Consider the following 17,239-nt stretch of genomic DNA (forward strand, 5'->3'; position numbering starts at 1 on the left):
CCTATCATGCGCGAACCCTACAACGTCCTCTTCCTCTGCACCGGCAACTCCGCCCGCTCGATCCTGGGCGAGGCGATCATGACCCGCGAGGGCGCAGGCCGCTTCCGCGGCTTCTCGGCCGGCTCGCGGCCCTCGGGCCAGCCGCACCCGTACGCCATCGACCTGCTCACACGTCTCGGCCACGACACCGCCTTCGCGCGCTCGAAAAGCTGGGACGAATTCGCCGGACCCGGAGCGCCGAAGATGGACTTCATCTTCACCGTCTGCGACCAGGCGGCGGCCGAGGAATGCCCCTACTGGCCCGGCCATCCGATGTCGGCGCACTGGGGCCTGCCAGATCCCGCCGCAGCGACCGGGACCGAGGCGGAACGCCGTCTCGCCTTCTCCGACACCTACCGGATGCTGCGCAACCGGATCACCGCCTTCGTGAACCTGCCGACCGAGTCGCTCGACAAGGCCTCGCTGCGCGCCCGACTGGCCGAGATCGGCCGCGACACCACGCCCGCCCCGACCGAATGACCGACACGCCCCGCCGACTGGTGGCCGAAGCGCTCGGCACTGCCCTCCTCGTCGCGACCGTCGTCGGTTCGGGCATCATGGCCGACGCGCTCTCCGCCGACGACGCCGTCTCGCTTCTCGGCAACACGATCCCCACGGGAGCGATCCTGATCGTCCTCATCACCATCCTCGGCCCCGTCTCGGGCGCGCACTTCAACCCCGCCGTGACGCTTGTCTTCGCCGCCCGCCGTGACCTCGCCCCAGGCCTCGCCCTGGCCTACGTCGCCGCCCAGATCGCGGGCGGTATCGCCGGCAGCCTTCTCGCGCACGCCATGTTCGAACTGCCCATGCTCCAGATCTCGACCCGCGCGCGCACCGACGCCGGCCAATGGATCGCCGAGGTCGTCGCGACCTTCGGCCTGCTCCTGACGATCCTCGGCGGCCTGCGCCACCGCGCCGACGCGGTCCCGTGGCTCGTCGGCCTCTACATCAGCGCAGCCTACTGGTTCACCGCCTCGACCAGCTTCGCCAATCCCGCCGTCGCCATCGCCCGCGGCCTGTCGGACACCTTCGCCGGGATCCGTCCCGCCGACGTGCCCGCCTTCGTTCTGGCCGAGATCGCAGGCGCGCTCCTCGCCGCCGCCCTCGGGGGGTGGCTCTTCGTGCCCGACCGCAACGCGCCCCGGTGACGGGCCGGGCACACGCCCTTTCCAACCCGGCCATTCTCCTGTATGGCCCGCCAATCTGAGACGTGACGCTACGGACCCCGGCGAACGCGAAGGATAGGGGTCGGCGGCAATGGGGCCGCCATTTCAACGGGACGCTGTGGAACGCCGCGCGATCCCAGACAGGATGTCAAGATGTTCAAGGAAATCAAGAAATCGATCCAGTGGGGCGAAGAAACGCTGACACTGGAAACGGGCAAGGTCGCCCGCCAGGCCGACGGATCGGTCATCGCCACCTACGGCGAAACCTCCGTCATGGCCAACGTCACCTTCGCCAAGGAAGCCAAGCCCGACCAGGACTTCTTCCCGCTGACGGTGCACTACAACGAGAAATACTACGCCGCCGGCAAGATCCCCGGAGGCTTCTTCAAGCGCGAGGCCCGTCCGACCGAGAAGGAGACGCTGACCTCCCGCCTGATCGACCGTCCGATCCGGCCGCTTTTCGCGCCCGGCTTCAAGAACGAAGTCCTCGTGATCTGCACCGTGCTGTCGCATGACCTGGTCAACGATCCCGACGTCGTCGCCATGATCGCGGCGTCGGCCGCCCTGACGATCTCTGGCGTGCCCTTCATGGGTCCGATCGCCGGCTGCCGCATCGGCTTCGAGGACGGCGACTACGTCCTGAACCCGACCGTCGACGACATGCACCAGCTTCGCAACAATCCCGACCAGCGCCTCGACCTCGTGGTCGCCGGCACCAAGGACGCGGTGATGATGGTGGAATCGGAGGCCTACGAGCTCTCCGAGGCCGAGATGCTGGGCGCGGTCAACTTCGCGCACGAGCAGATCCAGCCCGTGATCGACCTCATCATCGACCTCGCGGAAGACGCGGCGAAAGAGCCGTTCGACTTCCAGGCTCCGGACTACTCGGCGCTCTACAACGCCGTGAAGGCCGCCGGCGAGGACAAGATGCGCGCCGCCTACGCCATCACCGACAAGCAGAAGCGCGTCGCGGCGGTGTCCGAGGCCCGTGAAGCCGTCAAGGCGTCGCTCTCGGAAGAGCAACTCGCCGACAAGAACCTCGGTTCGGCCTTCAAGAAGCTCGAATCCGCAGTCCTGCGCGGCGACGTCGTCAAGAACGGTCGCCGCATCGACGGCCGCGCGCTCGATCAGGTTCGCCCGATCGTCTGCGAAACCGGGCTTCTGCCCCGGACCCACGGCTCGGCGCTGTTCACCCGCGGCGAAACGCAGGGCCTCGTGGTCACCACGCTCGGCACCGGCGACGACGAGCAGATGATCGACGCGCTGAACGGCACGTATCGCTCGAACTTCCTCCTGCACTACAACTTCCCGCCCTACTCGGTCGGTGAAGTGGGTCGCTTCGGACCGCCGGGCCGGCGCGAGATCGGACACGGCAAGCTCGCCTGGCGCGCGCTCCAGGCCGTCCTGCCCTCGACGACCGACTTCCCCTACACGATCCGCCTCGTCTCCGAGATCACGGAATCGAACGGCTCCTCGTCCATGGCTTCGGTCTGCGGCGGGTCGCTCTCGATGATGGACGCGGGCGTGCCGATCAAGGCCGCCGTCGCAGGCGTCGCAATGGGCCTCGTGCTCGAGGACGACGGCTCCTATGCGGTGCTGACCGACATCCTCGGCGACGAGGATCACCTCGGCGACATGGACTTCAAGGTCGCCGGCACCGAGAAGGGCATCACCTCGCTCCAGATGGACATCAAGGTCCAGGGCATCACGCCCGCGATCATGGAGGAGGCGCTCGCACAGGCCAAGACCGGTCGTCTCCACATCCTGGGCGAGATGAACAAGGCCAAGGCCGAGACCGGCGACTTCTCGGTCCACGCACCCCGCATCGAGACGATGACCATCCCGACCGACAAGATCCGTGAAGTGATCGGCTCGGGCGGCAAGGTCATCCGCGAGATCGTCGAGGTCTCGGGCGCCAAGGTCGACATCAACGACGACGGCGTCATCAAGATCGCCAGCGCCAACGGCGATGCCATCCAGAAGGCCTACGACATGATCTACTCGATCGTGGCCGAGCCCGAGGAAGGCAAGGTCTACAAGGGCAAGGTCGTGAAGATCGTCGACTTCGGCGCCTTCGTGAACTTCTTCGGCAAGCGCGACGGCCTCGTCCACGTCAGCCAGATCGAGAACAAGCGCCTGAACCATCCTTCCGACGTCCTGAAGGAAGGCCAGGAGGTCTGGGTGAAACTTCTCGGCTTCGACGACCGCGGCAAGGTCCGCCTCGCGATGAAGATGGTCGACCAGACGACAGGCGAAGAGCTCTCGAAAGAAATGCAGGAAGAAGCGGCCGACTGAGGCGCTTTCTCCTCCGATCACTCAGGGCCTCGGCGGAAACGCCGGGGCCTTTTTGTTTTGCGGCGCTGGACGTGGGTCAATGACCGCGATGCGGACGAAGCGGACATTGCACATTGACTAACTCTTTCATCGCTCACATCTTCGAACTGTGAAAAGGTTGATCATCTCAGCAGTAGCTTCAGCATACCTGATTCCGTCTGTGGGTTTCGCCGACAATGAAAAAGCACCGGAGTTTCTCAGCTTCGGGAGGCCCTTCAGTGAACAAAGCGAAAAGCTGAGTGCACGAGAACTTCAGCGATATGAGCGAGCTCTTGGTAAGTTCCAGCGTGTTGACGATTGCGTAGAAAAAACTGAAGCAACACTAGATTTCGGACTGTCACAGATGCGCTGGAATGAGCTGAATACACTTGAGAAAGTGAATTTATGTGTTTTTCGGCCGGCGGCGGAGCTCAACAGCTACGAAAGGATGCTCAAATGGTTCAATTCAAATGGGTTCAAGGCGATCTCGACTAAACGGCCACAAAGCGTCATGAGGTTTTACCAACATGATAGTGACGGCATCTTGGTGAGCGCTACCGCACCCATAGATGGCCCAATTAGAGTGGGGCTTCTGGACCGGTTGCTGGCTCACAGCGTTTCCGTGGGTGTTACGCTTACTTCAGATGGCAAGCCTCTAGGCGTCAACACAACCATCACAAGAAAGTAGTTTCAGCACCAAGATATCGTCGGTATGGGCTCAAAGCTGACGTTAGCTACGCGTACGAACGTTTCCGGGGCGCCAAGGTCGGCTGTGCGGACGAAGCGGACATTGATCAGATCAGCACTGTCTAAATACTTAGTAAATTTCTTGATCTTCATCCCTCAGTGAACGGTCGAAAATAATCTCGCAAACTCAATTATGGATTCGATGTTTTCTTCCATCGCAATTGGGTCGGGTCCGTCCTTGCGCATTTCCTCGACAAAGTCGTCAATTCTGTAGGCCGTCTCATGAACTCGTACGAACGTTTCAGTTATATTTCCTAGGAAGAGACGATTATTTCCCGAAATTTTCTGATAGGCCTTGAGCAGAATGTCGCCAGCGAACTGGGTCTCACAGTAATAGATAGCGGACAATGCAACATCTATTACGTCCTCATCCCTCGTGGCGCTGTCGATGCGCGCGATCACCTCATCTTCAGTAAGTGGCTCAGGAATTACATACTCCACTAGCTCACCATAGCAGAACTCTTCTCGTAGGGTAAGTTGATGCTTCCAGCCAGCTAAGGGCTCAAAGCTGCCCTTCGCTGCTGCGCAGAAGAAAGCGACTGCACTCCCTTCAGCCGAGATCCCCTCCTTCACCCTCACTCAGTCGCCCCTAACAAACCCCACCGCCCGCTTCATCCCATCCCGCGAACCCGCTCCATCCACCGACGCAATACCGACGTGATACCGACGCGATACCGAAGGTCCCGGGAGCGCCATTTCCCTTCATTTGCTGGCATTAACGTATGTCCCCGACGCAGCCGCACCGGCGTTGCGTCAGAACGGTACCTGCGACCGGAACGTCATCCCCACGCCCCCGTCCGGATGGCGGAACTTCAGGCTCTCGGAATGCAGCATCAGCCGTGGGAAGTCCCTCACCCAACCCTCGGCATAGAAGGGATCGCCCAGGATCGGATGACCGAGCGTCAGCATGTGGACCCGCAGCTGGTGCGACCGCCCAGTCTTGGGGAAAAGCCTGACACGCGTCTCGTTCTCGCCCACCTTCAGGACCCGCCAGTCGGTCACGGCGGGACGCCCGTTCTCGTGGTCGACGTGCTGCCTCGGCCGGTTCGGCCAGTCGACCCCGATCGGCAGGTCCACCGTCCCCGTCTTCTCGGCGATGCGCCCCGCCACACGGGCCACATAGGCCTTTCTTACATGGCGTTTCTCGAACTGAAGCCCCAGGTGCCGCTGCGCGTGCGGGGTCAGCGCAAAGACCATGACGCCCGAGGTATCCCGGTCCAGACGATGCACCAGAAGCGCCGTCGGAAACACTGCCTGCGCCCGTGTCAGCAGGCAGTCCGCCAGGTGCTCGCCCTTGCCGGGCACCGACAGCAGCCCTTGCGGCTTGACCACCACAAGGACCTCGTGGTCGTGGTGCAGCACCTCCAGCGGCACGTCCGGCGGATCGTAGGCGTCGCTCACCGCTGCGGCACGCCGTCCGCGATGTCGTAGTAGTCGCCCTTGTCGGCGGTGAAGATGTGCTTCTCCAGCCGCAGCCCCGTCGGCCCGTCGATGGCGCCGAGCGCGAAGGACACGTGATCGTCAGCCTCGCCCTTCCAGAACAGGAAAGACCCGCAGGTCGGACAGAACCCCCGCCGCGCCTTCTCCGACGCGCGGAACCACCGAACCTCGCCCTCGACCGAAAGGTCCGCGTCCGGCACGTGAGCCGACGACCAGACGTGCCCCGACTGCTTGCGGCACTGCCCGCAATGGCAGACGGACGTCCCTTGAGGCGTGCCCCTGACGGTGAAGCGGACAGCTCCGCAAAGGCAACTGCCCCCGATCATGCCAGCCTCCCGAAGACCTGTGCCAGAAGGCGTTCCATGCCCTCCGCATCCTCGCGCGTAAAGGCGTCAGGCAGATCGCTGTCGATGTCGAAGACCGCGATCAGCGCGCCCTTGCCATCATGGACGGGCAGGACCAGTTCGGATCTGGTGGACGACGCGCAGGCGATGTGACCTGGAAAGGCGTCGACGTCGGGGACGAGTTGCACCTCGCCCGTCCGCGCACAGGCCCCGCAGACGCCCTTGTCGAAGGGAATGACGAGGCAGCCGTGCCCGCCCTGGTAGGGGCCGATCTTCAGGAGGTCGGGCGACACCACGCGATAGAATCCCGTCCAGTCGAAGCGGTCGTCGGCGTGATGCACCTCGCAGGCGACCGTCGCCATAAGCGCGATGGCGTCATCCTCGCCCTCGGCCACCGCCGCCAGGCGTCCGGCCAACTCCCTGTAGTCCACGCGCAGCCCGCCGGCGTCTTTTGGCATGAGGGTCCCCGCTTACAGATTGGTAACGCCTGTCCCTTAGTGTGCCTCAACCCGCATGTGAAGGAGTTTGCGATGCATATGACAGCCACCGAGATCGGCCCCGCCCTGGTCGTGGCCGTAGGCGATCGTCGCATCGACGCCGCCGTCGCCGTGCGGTTCAAGGACAAGATGCTGGAACTGACGAAGCATCCCGCGGACCGCGTCATCCTCGACCTCGGCAACGTCGACTTCCTCGATTCCAGCGGTCTTGGCGCGGTCGTGGGCTCGATGAAACAACTCGGTCGGACCCGTCACCTCGACCTCGCCGCCATGACGCCGACGGTCGAAAAGGTCTTCCGCATCACCCGCATGGACCGCGTCTTCCGCATCTTCCCCACCGTCGACGCGGCGTTGGAGGACAAGGCGGATGCCTGACGACGCCCTGGGCCACGGCACGACGGACCTGCCGGGACAGCCCGCGTCGCAGTCGGGCATCGTCGCGGACGAGGTTTTCAAGGCCGACTTCCGGTGGGTTCGGCGCGGGGTGCAAACCCTTATCCACACCCTCTCGACTCAGGGCATCTTGCCCGGCGACCTCGGCACTGTCGAAATCGTCGTGGCGGAAGTTCTGAACAACATCGTCGAACATGCCTACCCCGAAGGGGCGCCAGGCGAGATCCGCGTGATCGTCCGCAGGCGGTCCAGCAGCCTGATGGTCGAAATTCGCGACCGGGGACGTCCGATGCCCAAGGGCCGCGCGCCGCTCGGCAACCATCCGATGGTCGAGTTCAACCCGAACGACGCCATGCCGGAGGGTGGCTATGGCTGGTTTTTGATCCGCGAACTGGTGAGAGACCTCGTTTACGACCGCAAGGAGGACGAGAACATCCTGTTCTTCCGGGTCGCTCTCGGCAAACCTACGCCGACCTGATGTATACATAACGCGCCGAAACGCCCCCAGAGTTGCCTCCTAACCCTACGATCCGTATACACGGCTCCGAGGGGGAGATTCGACAGAAATGGCCGACGGCGCGACAAGGCAGTCCGAACGGGCTCTGCAGAGCCTCCGCAGCCTCGTGCTGAACGGCGACTTCGCCCCGGGCGAGCGGCTGTCCGAACCCGTCCTGTCCGAGCTCCTCGGTATCTCACGCACCCCCCTGCGGGAGGCCAAGGCCAAGCTGATGGAGGAGGGGCTTCTCGAGCCCGTCGCCGGCGGCTTCCGCGTCGCCCGCTTCTCGATGCAGGACATCTCGGATGCGATCGAGACGCGTGGCTCCCTGGAAGGCCTCGCCGCCCGACTTGCGGCCGAGCGGGGCGTATCCGATGCCGACGCGCGCGCCTGCGCCGACATCCTCGACGCGCTTGACGGCGCACTCGCCGCCCCCGGCACCGACTTCGATGCCTACGTCCTGTGGAACTCACGCTTCCACGACTGGCTGGCGCAGGCCCCCGGCAGCCCCATCGTCGCCCGCGAGGTCGCACGTGCCGCGCGCCTCCCTCTCGCAAGTCCAAGCGCTTTCCTGCGCGGACAAGAGGACCGGCCGGAATTTTTAGCGTCGCTCGTCATCGCCCAGGATCAGCACCGCGTCATCCTGGAAGCGATCCGCGCCCGCGAAGGCGCCCGCGCCGAGGCCGCCGCCCGCGAACATGCCCGCCAGGCCCGCCGCAATCTGAAATACGCCATTGAAAGCAAGGCCGACCTCGCCCGCCGCATCCCCGGCCTGGCGCTGGTCACGGCCGACTGAGAACCCGAAAGCCCCCGAGGAGGAAGCCCATGCAAAGCCTGTCCACAGTGATGGAAAATCACAAGAACCCCGTCGAGATGCTGCGCAACAGCAAGATCGGCATGTACGTCTATCCCGTCGTCACGCCCGAGTTCCGCAACTGGCGCGTCGAGCAGGAAGCCTGGCGCAAGACCGCCGTCCTCTTCGACCAGTCGCACCACATGGACGAGCTGATCGTCGAAGGCCCGGATGCCGAGAAATTCCTGTCGCACCACGGCGTCAACGCCTTCGGCAACTTCGGCCTGAACCGTGCCAAACACTTCGTACCGGTCACGCCGGCGGGTCACGTCATCGGCGACCACATCATCTTCCGCGAGCGCGAGGACAAGTTCATCCTCGTCGGCCGCGCCCCCGTCTCCAACTGGCTTCAATTCTGCGCCGCCTGGGGCAAATGGAACGTGCGGATCAAGCATGACCCCCGCTCCACCTCGCGCCCCGAGGGCGAGCGCGTGCTGCGCACCCACTACCGCTTCCAGATCCAGGGTCCCGACGCGCCCAAGGTGTTCGAGAAAATGAACGGCGGTCCGGTCCCCGACATCCCGTTCTTCCACGTCGACACCGTCAGTATCGGCTCGAAGAAGGTGCAGGCGCTCCGCCACGGCATGTCCGGCGCCCCCGGCCTCGAAGTCTGGGGCCCCTACGACGACAAGCACTACATCCACTCGACGATCCTTCAGGCGGCCAGCGACGCCGGCGTCGATCTTGTCCAGTGCGGCAGCCGCGCCTATTCGACCAATACGCTGGAATCCGGCTGGATTCCGTCCCCGCTCCCCGGCATCTACACCGGCGACGGGATGCTGGCCGACTACCGGGACTGGCTCGGCGCCGACAGCTACGAGGCCGCTGGCGCCATAGGCGGCAGCTTCGTGTCGGACGACATCGAGGACTATTACGTCAACCCGTTCGAGTTGGGCTACGGCTTCTACATCGGTTGGAAAAAGGACGACTTCATCGGCAAGGACGCCCTCGCCGCGATGAAGGACGCGCCCTCGAACCGCAAGAAGGTCACCTTCGAGTGGAACAAGGAAGATGTCCTCAAGGTCATCGCCTCGGCCTTCGAGGAAGGCACGCCCTACAAGTGGATCGACTTCCCGCAGCCGAACTACGCGTCGTCGACCGCCGACATGGTGATGAGCGGCGACAAGATGGTCGGCATGAGCATGTTCAACGGCTACTCGTTCAACGAACGCTGCATGCTGTCGCTCGGCGTGGTGAGCCAGGACGTTCAGGAAGGCGACGTGCTGACGCTCCGGTGGGGCGAGTCCGACGACACCGCCAAGACCTCGGCCGAGAAGCACAAGCAGGCCGAGATTCGGGTGCGCGTGTCGCCCACGCCCTACGCGAAAGAGGCGCGCGAGAGCTACGCCGACAGTTGGCGATCGCGCTGACCCACATCGGGCGCGCCGGGTCTTCCGGCGCGTCCTCACTTCCGGCATGGTGCCTCCGGGAGGGGCCGCCATGAGACCATCAGCGACGCGATGACCGTGCTCCGCCGCGCCGCCGATGCGCTGACCCGCCTCGCCGCGACCATCGGCGCGCTGGCCCTCCTGGTCGAGGTCGGCGTGATCCTCGTCGACGTCATCGGCCGCGCCTTCGGCCATCCGCTTTTCGGCTCGCAGGACCTCGTGACCATGACGATGGTGATCCTCGTCTTCGGCGGCATGACGCTCTGCGACCGCAATGGCGGGCACATCGCCGTCGACTTGCTCGAGCCGCGTTTCTCCCCGACGCTGAACCGGGTGATCGACGTTGCCTCCGCGATCCTCGGTGCAGTGATCTTCGTCTTCATCGCCTGGGCCGTCTGGGAAAGCGCGAAACTCAGCCAGATGCTGAACCTCTCGACGAACCTCCTTCGGCTGCCGAAGGCATGGTTCCAGTGGGCGCTGATCGCCTTCGTCCTCCTCGCCGCAGTCGGCATGGCCCTGCGCGCGGCGGAACTGGCGCTTCGCCGCCACGATGTCCGGAAAGAACCGCTGTGAGCGGGGGCGTCATCGGCACGCTCGGCATCGTCGTGCTTCTGGTCCTGCTGCTGGCCCGCGTTCCGGTGGCCTTTGCAATGTTCCTCGTGGGGTTCCTGGGCATCTGGGCGCTGAACGGCTGGAACGCGGCCATGGGGCTCCTGGGGTCCGAGACCTTCACCCTCGCGTCCAACCCCGAGCTCGTCGTCATTCCCCTCTTCATCCTCATGGGCAACGTGGCCAGCGCATCAGGGATGAGCCGCAAGCTCTATGATGCGGCTTACGCCATGATCGGCCAGGTGCGCGGCGGCCTCGCCTCGGCCACCGTCATCGGCTGTGGCGGCTTCGCGGCGCTCTCGGGCTCGTCGGTCGCCTCGGCGCTGACCATGGGCAAGGTGTCCCTGGGCGAAATGGACCGCTTCGGGTACGACGACCGGCTGTCGACCGGCGTCATCGCGGCAGGCGGCACGCTCGGCATCCTGATCCCACCCTCGACCGGCTTCGTCATCTACGCGATCCTGACCGAGCAATCCATCGGGCGGCTGTTCCTCGCCGGCGTGCTGCCTGGCTTGCTGCTGCTGGCAGCCTTCGTCCTGACGATCACGCTGCTCTGCTGGCGTCGGCCCGAGCTTGGCCCGCCCGGACCCTCCACCACCGCAGCCGAGAAGTTGCGCTCGATCCTCGGCGCCGGACCGATCCTCGTCGTCGTCCTAGTCACCATCGGAGGCATCTATGGCGGCTTCTTCTCGCCGGTCGAGGCGGCGGGCGTCGGCGCAGGCATGGTCGTCGTCTATGGTTTCGCCACCGGCACACTAGGTCTTCAAGCCTTCTGGCAGGCATCACGCGAAAGCATCGTCACCACCGCGACGGTCATGCTGATCCTGATCGCCGCCCACGTCCTCAATCCCTTCATCGCGCTGTCGCAAATCCCCGCCTCGGTCGGAGCCTTCCTGACCGCCCTCGACCTGCCCCCGACGGCGACGCTTCTGCTGATCCTCGCCGTCTACATGGTGCTCGGCTGTTTCCTCGAAGGCTTCGCGATGCTGGTGCTGACCCTTCCGATCTTCTTCCCGGTCATCCTGCAACTGGGAATCGACCCGATCTGGTTCGGCGTCCTTGTCGTCCTGACGCTGGAAATGGGGCTGATCTCGCCGCCCGTCGGCCTGAACGTGTTCATCGTGAAGTCGGTCGCCCCCCAGGTGCCCCTGGGCCGCATCTTCCGCGGCGTCCTGCCGTTCTGGTTCGCCATGCTGGTGACGCTGGCGATCCTCGTGGCCTTCCCGGCGATCTCGCTGATCTTGCCGACGACGATGTTCGGCTGAGGTTCAGACCGCTTCCAGCGCGATCGCGATCCCCTGCCCCACACCGATGCACATGGTGGCAAGCGCGCGCTTGCCGCCGCTCAGCGACATCTCCAGCGCCGCCGTGCCCGCCAGCCGAGCTCCCGACATGCCAAGCGGATGCCCAAGGGCTATGGCCCCACCGTTCGGGTTCACGCGGGGGTCGTCATCGGCAATTCCGAGCTGGCGCAGAGTGGCAAGGCCCTGGCTCGCGAAGGCCTCGTTCAGTTCCACCACGTCCAGGTCGGCGACGCTCCACCCCAGGCGGTCGAGCAGCTTCTGCGAGGCGGGCGCCGGCCCGATCCCCATGATGCGCGGAGACACCCCCGCCGTCGCACCGCCGACCACACGCGCGATTGGCGTCAGACCATGACGCCGGGCGGCCGCCTCGGACGCGACGATCAAGGCCGCTGCGCCATCATTCACGCCGCTCGCGTTGCCCGCCGTGACGGAACCGTTCTCACGGAACGGCGTCGGCAACTTCGCCAGCGCCTCGACAGTCGTGTCGGGACGGGGATGCTCGTCCTCGGACACCACCACAGTCTCGCCCTTCCGTTGCGGGATCGACACCGGCACGATTTCCCGCGCCAGCCGTCCGCTCTCCATCGCGCGGCCCGCCTTCTGCTGCGACCGGATCGCAAAGGCGTCCTGGTCGGCGCGCGAGATGCCGAATTCCTCGGCTACGTTCTCGCCCGTCTCGGGCATGGAATCGATGCCGTAAGCCTTCTTCATCGCCGGGTTCACGAAGCGCCAGCCGATGGTCGTGTCGAAAATCTCGGCGTTCCGCGAGAAAGCGCTCGTCGCCTTCGGCATCACGAAGGGCGCGCGGCTCATGCTCTCGACGCCGCCTGCGACGCTCATCTCGATCTCGCCCGCCATGATGGCACGCGCCACGTCCAGCACGGCATTCATACCCGAGCCGCACAGCCGGTTCACCGTCGCGCCCGGAACGGTCTCGGGCCAGCCAGCAAGCAAGAGCGACATCCGCGCGACGTTGCGGTTGTCCTCGCCCGCCTGGTTCGCGCAGCCGAAGATCACCTCCTCGACGGCAGCGAGGTCGAGCGAGGGGTTCCGCTCCGCCAGCGCCCGCAACGGGATCGCCCCCAGATCGTCGGCCCGGACCGAGGACAGCGCGCCCCCGAACCGACCGATCGGCGTGCGGACATAGTCGCAGATGAAGGCGTCGGTCATGGGATCTCCGGAACGGTCAGGTCGGCCAGGGGGCCGGGGGTGTGCAGCGTCGCGCCGGTCATCGACTGAAGCTCTTCCATCGACAGCCCGGGCACCTTCTCGCGCAGGACGAATTGGCCATCCTCGATGTCGACGACGGCGAGCGAGGTATAGACACGGCTGATGCAGGCGACGCCGGTCAGCGGAAAGGTGCAGCGCTCGACCAGCTTGGGCTCGCCGTCCCGGGTGACGTGTTCGGTCACGACAGCGACGCGCTTCGCTCCATGCACCAGGTCCATCGCGCCGCCCACGGCAGGCACGCCCTTCGATCCCACGCGCCAGTTGGCCAGGTCACCGCTCTCGGCCACCTGCAAGGCTCCCAGAATGGCAACATCCAGATGCCCGCCCCGCACCATGGCGAAGCTGTCGGCGTGGTGGAAGAACGATGCGCCGGGCTTCAGGGTGATCGCCTTCTTTCCGGCGTTGATGAGGTCCCAGTCCTCCTCGCCCTCGGGCGGCGCATCGCCGAACCCCAGGACGCCGTTTTCGGTATGAAAGATCGCCTCGCGCCCAGGCGGCTGATAGCGGGCGACCATCTCGGGGAACCCGATCCCGAGGTTGACGTAGGCGCCGTCCTCGATGCCCTGAGCCGCGCGCCAGGCGATCTGCGTGTTCGTCAGCTTCTCCCAAGTCATGCGTAGGCCTCGCCCGCACGGATCATCTGTTCCTCCTGCCGTGGGTCCGCGACCTCGACCACGCCGTCGACGAATATTCCAGGGGTCACCACCTGCTCGGGGTCGATGTCCCCCGGCGGAACGATGCGGCTGACCTGCGCGATGGTGGTGGCCGCCGCCATGCACATCAGCGGATTGAAGTTCCGCGAGGCATAGCGATAGGTCAGGTTCCCGTGGGCGTCGCCCAGATGAGCCTTCACGATCGCGACGTCGGCCTTCAGCCAGCGCTCCTGAACGTAGGACGCGCCGTCGAACTCGGCCACCGGCTTGCCCTCGGCCAGCTCGGTCCCGAAGCCCGTCGGCGTATAGAATGCCGGGATGCCCGCGCCCCCCGCCCGGATGCGTTCCGCCAGTGTGCCCTGGGGCACAAGCTCCAGCTCGATCTCGCCGGCGAGATACTTGTCGGTGAATGCGCGCGGATCCGACGACTTCGGAAACGAGCACACCATCTTCCTCACCATTCCCGCGTCGATCATGGCCGCGATGCCGACACGTCCGTTGCCCGCGTTGTTGTTGACCACCGTCAGGTCGCCCGGACTGCCGGTCGCGCGATATCGGTCGATCAGAGCGTGGATCAACTCGATAGGCGACCCGGACCCTCCGAAGCCGCCGATCATCAGGACACTTCCGTCGGCGATCCCGGAAACGGCCTCGGCGGGCGATGCGATTGTCTTGTCCATGAACGTCTCCCTGCCGACGGTTCTAACGCCACCGCTCTTCGGCGCAACCGCCCGTCCGTCAGTAGGGCAGGCCGATATAGTTCTCGGCAAGCTCTCGCCGCGCCGTCTCGGACTGCGACAGGTGCTGCAACGTCGCCTTGCGCATCTGGGCAGCAAAGCTGTCCTCGCCCTCGAAGCGGTGCAGCATCATGGTCATCTGCCAGGAAAACCGCATCGCCTTCCAGACACGCATAAGGGCCCGCTCGGAATAGGTGTCGATGCCCGATCGGTCGCCGGATTTTACCGCGTCGATCAGCGCGGCATGAAGGTAATGCACATCCGACGCCGCCAGGTTCAGCCCCTTCGCCCCGGTCGGCGGGACGATGTGTGCGGCGTCACCCACAAGAAAAAGGTTTCCCCACCTCATCGGCTCGGCCACGAAACTGCGCAGGGGCGCAATGGACTTCTCCATCGACGGCCCCGTGACCATGCGCTCCGCCGTCTCGAACGGCAGGCGTCTCTTCAGTTCGGCCCAGAAGGCGTCGTCGGACCAGGCCTCCACCTTGTCGGTCAGGGGCACCTGCACGTAGTAGCGCGACAGGTTCTCGTTGCGCATGGACGCCAGGGCGAACCCGCGCGGCGAGTTGGCGTAGATCAGCTCGTCGTTGCAGGGCGGTGTCTCGGACAGGAGTCCGAGCCAGCCAAAGGGATAGACCCTCTCGTGTTCGCGGCGCTTCCCTTCCGGGATCGTCTTGCGGCTGACCCCGTGAAAGCCGTCGCAGCCCGCAACGAAAAGGCAGTCCAGCCGCTTGCGCTCACCCTCGTGCGTGAAGTCGACGTGGGAGGTCGCCTGGTCGAGGTCATGTATCGTGACGTCCGACACCTCGTGCAGGATCGTCGTACCCATGACGTCCTGCGCCTTGTAGAGATCCTGCGTCACCTCGGTCTGCCCGTAGACCGTGACGTGCTGGCCGGTAAGCTTTTTGAAATCAATTCGGACCATAAGGTCCTCGTCGGTGAGGAAACAGCCGTCGTGCGGGATGGCCTCGCGATCCAGCCGGTCCGCCACGCCTGCCTCGCGCAGCATCCTCACCGCGCCGAATTCCAGGATGCCGGCCCGGATGCGGGACAGCACATGCTCGCGCGTCGACCTTTCAAGGATGACGGTTTCCACACCGGCACGATTGAGAAGCTGAGACAGCAGGAGGCCGGAGGGTCCGCCCCCGATGATGGCCACCTCGGTCTTCATGCCACGTCTCCTGCAAGCGTTGTCCCGCCAGTCTGGCCGGAACTAGTTTGCGAAGTCAACTAAACCCGCCGCGCGTTGCGTCAAGCCACACCCAGAAGGCGCATCGCGTTCTCCTTGAGGATCAGCGGCCTGACCTCGTCCTTAAACGGCATCGCCTCGAAATCGGCCAGCCATCGGTCCGGCGTGATCGCGGGCCAGTCCGAGCCGAACAGCATCTTCTTCTTCAGGATCGAGTTCGCATAGCGGACGAAGAGCTCGGGGAAGTACTTCGGAGACCACCCCGACATGTCGTAGTAGACGTTCGGCTTGTGCTGCGCGACCGCGAGACCTTCCTCGGTCCAGGGAAACGACGGATGCGCCAGCACGATCGGCATGTCCGGAAAATCGACCGCCACGTCGTCGAGGTGGATCGGGTTCGAGTATTTCAGCCGCATTCCCATGCCGCCCTTCATCCCGGATCCCACGCCGGTCTGGCCGGTGTGGAAAAGCGTGATCGCGCCTTCGTCGGCGATGGCCTCGTACATCACATAGGCGGAGCGGTCGTTCGGATAGAACCCCTGCATCGTTGGGTGGAACTTGAAGCCCTTCACGCCGAACTCGCGCACCAGGCGCCGCGCTTCCCGCGCGCCAGCTTTGCCCTTGGCCGGGTCGATCGAGGCGAAGGGAATCAGCACGTCATCGTTCCTGGCGCAGGCTTCGGCGACTTCTTCGTTCGAATAGCGCCGGAAGCCCGTCTCGCGCTCGGCGTCGACCGGAAAAATGACGGCGGCGATGGTGCGTTCCCGGTAATAGGCGGCGGTGTCGTCGATGGTCGGCAACATTCCCTTCGAGCCAGCAGGGTTCCTGAAATAGGCCGCCATGCCCGCCTGGAACTCGTCATAGCCATCGTCGCGCGGACCGCAGCAGGGTTCCTCGGCGTGGGTGTGGAAATCTATCGCCCGGACTTTCGCGAAATCGACCACGGCATACCTCCCTCTTCGTCACTGCTTGCTGGCAGGAGAATGCTATACAGGACAACAATTGAACACTATAACTGTCTCGCCCCGAAAGCGGAGACGAAGATGACCGATGCCGTCGCGCGCGTCGACCTGGAAGACGATATCGCTGTGATGACCTTCACCCGCCCGGATAAGCGCAATGCGATGAACGACGACCTTGTGGCGGCGCTCGACGCGTTCTTCTCCTCGCCGCCGCAGGTCCGCGCCGTCATCCTCCACGGCGAGGGTGGGCATTTCTGCTCTGGCCTGGACCTCGCCGAGCACCGGCACCGCAGCCCCGAAAAGACCGTCTACCACTCCCGCAACTGGCACCGCGTCGCCGATCTCATCGAATTCGGCGGCCTGCCCGTCGTGGCTGCCCTGACCGGAGCGGTGATCGGCGGCGGGCTCGAGATCGCAGCGGCCTGCCACGTCCGCATCGCCGAACCCTCTGTCCGCTTCCAGCTCCCCGAAGGGCGGCGTGGCATCTTCGTCGGCGGCGGCGCCACGGTCCGCGTCGGCCGCATCCTCGGTGCCGACCGGATGCGGGAGATGATGCTGACGGGGCGCACCTACGGCGCGGACGACGGCCTTTCCCTTGGCCTCTGCCACTACTCCGTCGGTGTGGATGAAGCGCTTCCGCTCGCCAGGGACCTTGCCCGCAAGATCGCGGACAACGCCGCCTTCTCGAACTACCTGATGATTCAGGCGATCAGCCGCATCGGAGACATGAGCCGGCAGGACGGCCTGTTCGCCGAAAGCCTCGCTGCCGCGATGTCGCAGACGACGCCCGAGGCGCAAGAAGGCCTGAAAGCCTTTCTCGAGAAGCGCGCCCCCGACTTCCGCCGCTAAGGCTACGTCTGTCCTGAACTACTCCGGGGT

Annotated in this window: 20 protein-coding genes; 11 read left to right on the plus strand and 9 right to left on the minus strand. The window is 64.9% G+C overall.

Annotation, left to right across the window (positions count from 1 at the left end):
* Nucleotides 1–6: 6 nt before the first annotated feature.
* From C8D95_RS17640 to C8D95_RS21805, 4 genes are all read left to right on the plus strand, one after another.
* Complete coding sequence (locus C8D95_RS17640; RefSeq protein ID WP_109760665.1) at nt 7–519, plus strand: arsenate reductase ArsC; 513 nt, start codon at nt 7–9, stop codon at nt 517–519.
* Nucleotides 516–1,187: an aquaporin gene (locus C8D95_RS17645; RefSeq protein ID WP_109760524.1), complete on the plus strand. Its 672-nt coding sequence runs from the start codon at nt 516–518 to the stop codon at nt 1,185–1,187. Before C8D95_RS17640 ends, C8D95_RS17645 begins: the two co-directional genes overlap by 4 nt.
* 171 nt (nt 1,188–1,358) lie before the next feature.
* Nucleotides 1,359–3,500, plus strand: coding sequence for a polyribonucleotide nucleotidyltransferase (gene pnp, locus C8D95_RS17650; RefSeq protein WP_109760525.1), 2,142 nt, complete (start codon nt 1,359–1,361; stop codon nt 3,498–3,500).
* Between the two features lie 148 nt (nt 3,501–3,648).
* Complete coding sequence (locus C8D95_RS21805) at nt 3,649–4,206, plus strand: hypothetical protein (protein WP_146203012.1); 558 nt, start codon at nt 3,649–3,651, stop codon at nt 4,204–4,206.
* Between the two features lie 155 nt (nt 4,207–4,361).
* Here C8D95_RS21805 and C8D95_RS17655 read toward each other — a convergent pair whose 3' ends face one another.
* The 4 genes from C8D95_RS17655 to C8D95_RS17670 form a co-directional block, all read right to left on the minus strand.
* Nucleotides 4,362–4,844 carry a hypothetical protein gene (locus tag C8D95_RS17655; RefSeq protein WP_126918453.1) on the minus strand — a complete coding sequence of 161 codons (483 nt, stop codon included), beginning with the start codon at nt 4,842–4,844 and terminating at the stop codon, nt 4,362–4,364.
* Nucleotides 4,845–5,018: 174 nt separating this feature from the next.
* Entirely contained in the window at nt 5,019–5,666 is a 648-nt protein-coding gene (locus tag C8D95_RS17660; protein ID WP_109760527.1) for a pseudouridine synthase, read from the minus strand.
* The gene (locus tag C8D95_RS17665; protein WP_109760528.1) at nt 5,663–6,031 is read right to left on the minus strand and encodes a GFA family protein; all 369 of its coding nucleotides are present in this window, start codon (nt 6,029–6,031) and stop codon (nt 5,663–5,665) included. The genes C8D95_RS17660 and C8D95_RS17665 overlap by 4 nt, the downstream gene beginning before the upstream one ends.
* A complete protein-coding gene (locus C8D95_RS17670; RefSeq protein WP_109760666.1) occupies nt 6,028–6,486 on the minus strand; it encodes a GAF domain-containing protein in 459 nt (152 codons plus the stop codon). Before C8D95_RS17670 ends, C8D95_RS17665 begins: the two co-directional genes overlap by 4 nt.
* 93 nt (nt 6,487–6,579) lie before the next feature.
* Between C8D95_RS17670 and C8D95_RS17675 the strand changes: the two genes are divergently transcribed.
* The 6 genes from C8D95_RS17675 to C8D95_RS17700 all read left to right on the plus strand — a co-directional run bounded on the left by C8D95_RS17675 (nt 6,580) and on the right by C8D95_RS17700 (nt 11,550).
* Entirely contained in the window at nt 6,580–6,921 is a 342-nt protein-coding gene (locus C8D95_RS17675; RefSeq protein ID WP_109760529.1) for an STAS domain-containing protein, read from the plus strand.
* Nucleotides 6,914–7,417, plus strand: a complete 504-nt coding sequence (locus C8D95_RS17680) for an ATP-binding protein (RefSeq protein WP_109760530.1) — start codon at nt 6,914–6,916, stop codon at nt 7,415–7,417. Before C8D95_RS17675 ends, C8D95_RS17680 begins: the two co-directional genes overlap by 8 nt.
* Nucleotides 7,418–7,505: 88 nt before the next feature.
* Nucleotides 7,506–8,231, plus strand: coding sequence for a GntR family transcriptional regulator (locus C8D95_RS17685; protein ID WP_109760531.1), 726 nt, complete (start codon nt 7,506–7,508; stop codon nt 8,229–8,231).
* Nucleotides 8,232–8,260: 29 nt separating this feature from the next.
* Nucleotides 8,261–9,658: a vanillate/3-O-methylgallate O-demethylase gene (gene ligM / locus C8D95_RS17690; protein WP_109760532.1), complete on the plus strand. Its 1,398-nt coding sequence runs from the start codon at nt 8,261–8,263 to the stop codon at nt 9,656–9,658.
* Between the two features lie 90 nt (nt 9,659–9,748).
* Nucleotides 9,749–10,249: a TRAP transporter small permease gene (locus C8D95_RS17695; protein WP_109760533.1), complete on the plus strand. Its 501-nt coding sequence runs from the start codon at nt 9,749–9,751 to the stop codon at nt 10,247–10,249.
* On the plus strand, nt 10,246–11,550 hold the full coding sequence (locus tag C8D95_RS17700) for a TRAP transporter large permease (protein ID WP_109760534.1): 1,305 nt from the start codon (nt 10,246–10,248) through the stop codon (nt 11,548–11,550). Before C8D95_RS17695 ends, C8D95_RS17700 begins: the two co-directional genes overlap by 4 nt.
* A gap of 3 nt (nt 11,551–11,553) precedes the next feature.
* Here C8D95_RS17700 and pcaF read toward each other — a convergent pair whose 3' ends face one another.
* The 5 genes from pcaF to C8D95_RS17725 all read right to left on the minus strand — a co-directional run bounded on the left by pcaF (nt 11,554) and on the right by C8D95_RS17725 (nt 16,342).
* A complete protein-coding gene (pcaF, locus tag C8D95_RS17705; RefSeq protein ID WP_109760535.1) occupies nt 11,554–12,759 on the minus strand; it encodes a 3-oxoadipyl-CoA thiolase in 1,206 nt (401 codons plus the stop codon).
* A complete protein-coding gene (locus C8D95_RS17710; protein ID WP_109760536.1) occupies nt 12,756–13,433 on the minus strand; it encodes a CoA transferase subunit B in 678 nt (225 codons plus the stop codon). The genes pcaF and C8D95_RS17710 overlap by 4 nt, the downstream gene beginning before the upstream one ends.
* Complete coding sequence (locus C8D95_RS17715; RefSeq protein WP_109760537.1) at nt 13,430–14,152, minus strand: 3-oxoacid CoA-transferase subunit A; 723 nt, start codon at nt 14,150–14,152, stop codon at nt 13,430–13,432. Before C8D95_RS17715 ends, C8D95_RS17710 begins: the two co-directional genes overlap by 4 nt.
* A 58-nt stretch (nt 14,153–14,210) precedes the next feature.
* Nucleotides 14,211–15,380 carry a 4-hydroxybenzoate 3-monooxygenase gene (gene pobA / locus C8D95_RS17720; RefSeq protein WP_109760538.1) on the minus strand — a complete coding sequence of 390 codons (1,170 nt, stop codon included), beginning with the start codon at nt 15,378–15,380 and terminating at the stop codon, nt 14,211–14,213.
* Between the two features lie 80 nt (nt 15,381–15,460).
* Complete coding sequence (locus C8D95_RS17725) at nt 15,461–16,342, minus strand: amidohydrolase family protein (RefSeq protein WP_109760539.1); 882 nt, start codon at nt 16,340–16,342, stop codon at nt 15,461–15,463.
* 99 nt (nt 16,343–16,441) lie between these two features.
* On the opposite strand from C8D95_RS17725, the gene C8D95_RS17730 reads away from it, so the two are divergent.
* The gene (locus tag C8D95_RS17730; RefSeq protein ID WP_109760540.1) at nt 16,442–17,209 is read left to right on the plus strand and encodes a crotonase/enoyl-CoA hydratase family protein; all 768 of its coding nucleotides are present in this window, start codon (nt 16,442–16,444) and stop codon (nt 17,207–17,209) included.
* Nucleotides 17,210–17,239: the final 30 nt, after the last annotated feature.

Source organism: Silicimonas algicola (genome assembly GCF_003148765.1).
Taxonomy (GTDB): Bacteria; Pseudomonadota; Alphaproteobacteria; order Rhodobacterales; family Rhodobacteraceae; genus Silicimonas; species Silicimonas algicola.

What these genes read in the sequence shown, in the direction of transcription:
- C8D95_RS17640 (WP_109760665.1), top strand. Translation starts at nt 7, where the DNA reads ATGCGCGAACCCTACAACGTCCTCTTCCTCTGCACCGGCAACTCCGCC.
- C8D95_RS17645 (WP_109760524.1), top strand. Translation starts at nt 516, where the DNA reads ATGACCGACACGCCCCGCCGACTGGTGGCCGAAGCGCTCGGCACTGCC.
- pnp (WP_109760525.1), top strand. Translation starts at nt 1,359, where the DNA reads ATGTTCAAGGAAATCAAGAAATCGATCCAGTGGGGCGAAGAAACGCTG.
- C8D95_RS17665 (WP_109760528.1), bottom strand. Translation starts at nt 6,031, where the DNA reads ATGATCGGGGGCAGTTGCCTTTGCGGAGCTGTCCGCTTCACCGTCAGG.
- C8D95_RS17675 (WP_109760529.1), top strand. Translation starts at nt 6,580, where the DNA reads ATGCATATGACAGCCACCGAGATCGGCCCCGCCCTGGTCGTGGCCGTA.
- C8D95_RS17680 (WP_109760530.1), top strand. Translation starts at nt 6,914, where the DNA reads ATGCCTGACGACGCCCTGGGCCACGGCACGACGGACCTGCCGGGACAG.
- C8D95_RS17685 (WP_109760531.1), top strand. Translation starts at nt 7,506, where the DNA reads ATGGCCGACGGCGCGACAAGGCAGTCCGAACGGGCTCTGCAGAGCCTC.
- ligM (WP_109760532.1), top strand. Translation starts at nt 8,261, where the DNA reads ATGCAAAGCCTGTCCACAGTGATGGAAAATCACAAGAACCCCGTCGAG.
- C8D95_RS17695 (WP_109760533.1), top strand. Translation starts at nt 9,749, where the DNA reads ATGACCGTGCTCCGCCGCGCCGCCGATGCGCTGACCCGCCTCGCCGCG.
- pcaF (WP_109760535.1), bottom strand. Translation starts at nt 12,759, where the DNA reads ATGACCGACGCCTTCATCTGCGACTATGTCCGCACGCCGATCGGTCGG.
- C8D95_RS17710 (WP_109760536.1), bottom strand. Translation starts at nt 13,433, where the DNA reads ATGACTTGGGAGAAGCTGACGAACACGCAGATCGCCTGGCGCGCGGCT.
- C8D95_RS17715 (WP_109760537.1), bottom strand. Translation starts at nt 14,152, where the DNA reads ATGGACAAGACAATCGCATCGCCCGCCGAGGCCGTTTCCGGGATCGCC.
- pobA (WP_109760538.1), bottom strand. Translation starts at nt 15,380, where the DNA reads ATGAAGACCGAGGTGGCCATCATCGGGGGCGGACCCTCCGGCCTCCTG.
- C8D95_RS17730 (WP_109760540.1), top strand. Translation starts at nt 16,442, where the DNA reads ATGACCGATGCCGTCGCGCGCGTCGACCTGGAAGACGATATCGCTGTG.